The organism is Bartonella sp. AP88HLJMH (assembly GCF_042195605.1).
Classification (GTDB): domain Bacteria; phylum Pseudomonadota; class Alphaproteobacteria; order Rhizobiales; family Rhizobiaceae; genus Bartonella.
The window spans coordinates 1-1183 of record NZ_JBHIOR010000082.1 but is presented as its reverse complement, the minus strand read 5'-3'; the positions used below and the strand labels follow the sequence as shown (position 1 = coordinate 1183).

General features: G+C 42.7%; 1 pseudogene. It reads right to left on the bottom strand.

The window, feature by feature from the left end:
* A pseudogene (locus ACFIMA_RS09665) lies at nucleotides 1–1183 on the bottom strand (filamentous hemagglutinin); the annotation flags it as partial.

Here is a 1183-nt window from a genome sequence, read left to right as displayed (position 1 = left end):
TTATTGAGTTGATCGACCACCAGATTTAAAGTGCCACCCGCTTGGACAAGACCAGGAACACTCTCCAAAGCTTCTGAGCGGATATGACGAAATTTGCCATTGGCTATATCTAAAGAAACATCGCGGCTTCCATCAGCTTTATAGCCATAACAATTGTCTGTATTTGCATTACAACCCATATAGGTGTTTTTATAAGTTGTTACACCCAAATTGGTGAGCACATTGGCGTGGATATCGGCATTTCCCCCTGCTTCTATAAAACTATAATGGTTGTCAATGTTATCGGCGTTAATGATGAGATCGCCGTGAGATTGTATCATCCCCTGAATGGTGGGCTTATGCGAAAACCCCTGCGTGACAGTCTTTTCTGTCATGTGTGACCAGTTATTCCATTGATAGCGTTCTATATTACTGTTTGTCTTGTCATATTCCCAAGTAAATGCCTTATAGACTGTTCCATCTTTCAAAGTTGCCGTACCATAGGTTTCTTCTTTGTTATTCCAAAGTTGCCAATCAAACAGAAAGTCTCGGGGACCTTCAAACCCAAACTCTCTATCAGAAAGACTTCCACTACCCCAACGATCCCAGCCCATATCGTGATATAAATTCCGTTCATTGAGTAAATAATAACCCTCTGGTTTTTGGAAAGAAATATCGCTATATTCCGTTTTTTCCGTGATGACAGGCGTGCTATCGGCTTCGTTTTTTAGAGTGTTGGTTTGGATATTTAAGTTTCCACCAGCTTGAATCAAGCCTGCTTTGTTGACAAGCGAAAGGCTTTTTCCGCTGCCATCTGCATTGGTAAAAGATAAATCACCTTCTGCCATTATAGTGCCAAAATCATTCAACAAAGCCCCATCAACTTGTAAAGCACCATTGCCCTTCACATAGATTAAACCCGTTTTGCTGTTGGTCACATTGCCCGTCACGCTAAAGGCTAAATCCTGCCCCGATGCCAATTGACCGCTATTTCTAAGCTCCCCCGTCTTGATCACGAAATCTCGTGCCGCTAAAACCGATGTTGTCTCATCAACCATAACGCTTGGAGCAACAAAGAGAATATCTCCAGTCCCACCCTGATCTGTCACAGCTTGTAGCCGCGCATTGTGAATATCAAGGGCATTGGTGCTTTGAAAGTCTAAACCGCCATAAGTCAATTCGCTCTCTGAGACATCAATATGAT